Annotated in this window: 1 protein-coding gene; it reads right to left on the reverse strand. The window is 57.3% G+C overall.

The features are described from left to right. Positions 1-39: 39 nt before the first annotated feature. Positions 40-1127, reverse strand: a protein-coding gene (locus tag FQ320_RS25270) for an IS3 family transposase (RefSeq protein WP_148476005.1) whose coding sequence is annotated in 2 segments (ribosomal slippage) — positions 40-866 and positions 866-1127 — 1089 coding nt in all. Because the reading frame shifts where the segments join, the coding sequence is not laid out codon by codon here. Positions 1128-1199 lie beyond the last annotated feature (72 nt).

The following is a 1199-nucleotide window of genomic DNA, read 5'->3' on the forward strand; positions in this document are numbered from 1 at the left end:
GGTAATCCTCCCGTTTTTAACGGGACGTGGTCGTAGAACTTACGCAGCCATTTTCAGTTTCATTGCAGGGGTAATGCCGCCGATGCCCATATTCGGGCGGTCGTTGTTGTATGTCCATAACCACTGTGTGGCAAAGTGTTGGGCCTCCTCGATGCTCTTGATGATGTATTGGTCCAGCCATTCGTGCCTGACCGTGCGATTGTAGCGCTCAATGTAGGCGTTCTGTTGCGGCTGACCCGGCTGGATGTGCGCCAAGGCGATGCCGTGCTCTTCAGCCCAATCCGACAGCGCGTGACTGATATATTCCGGGCCGTTGTCCACACGTATGGTCTTGGGCTTGCCCCGCCATTCGATGATGTTGTTGAGGCTCCGGATGACCCGCTCGGCCGGCAGCGAAAAGTCCACCTCTATGCCCAAGCCTTCCCGGTTGAAGTCGTCCAGCACGTTCAGCAGCCGGAAGGCACGACCGTCCTCAAGCCGATCTGCCATAAAATCCATCGACCAGGTCATATTAGGAGCCTCAGGCACGGCCAGGGCGTCCGGCACGTCCCGCTTCAATCGCTTGCGTGGTTTGATCCGCAGGTTCAGCTCCAAGGCACAGTAGATCCGATAGATCCTTTTGTGGTTCCAGGGATGCCCCTTCACATTGCGCAGGTGTAAAAAGCACAGACCAAAGCCCCATGTCTTGCGGGCATCCGTCAGGCCGACCAGCAGGTCAGCGATCAGCTCATTCTCATCGCTGAGCAATGGGCTGTAGCGATAGCACGTCTCGCTGACGCCAAACGCCCGGCAGGCCAGCGCGATGCTGACCCCTCGGTGTTCCACTGCCTTGGCGGCCATCTCGCGACGCTGAGATGGCCGCGTCACTTTTTTCCAAGGGCCTCCTTCAGCAGATCGGCCTGCATGCTCAGATCTGCAAACATGCGTTTCAGCCGGCGGTTCTCATCCTCCAGGCTCTTCATCTGGCTGATCATAGACGCATCCATACCGCCATACTTCGCGCGCCACTTATAGAAGGACGCCGTGCTCATGCCGTGTTCCCGGCACAGCTCGGCAACCGGCACGCCACCTTCGCCCTGGCGCAGGATCGCAAGGATCTGTGGTTCGCTAAATCTCGTCATCTTCATCAGAATCTCCTCAGTCATCTTGCTGAGAAAATTCTACTTCCGCATCCCCTTAGTTTTGGGGAGGATTACCCC

It is taken from the genome of Oceaniovalibus sp. ACAM 378 (genome assembly GCF_008085915.1).
Classification (GTDB): domain Bacteria; phylum Pseudomonadota; class Alphaproteobacteria; order Rhodobacterales; family Rhodobacteraceae; genus Oceaniglobus.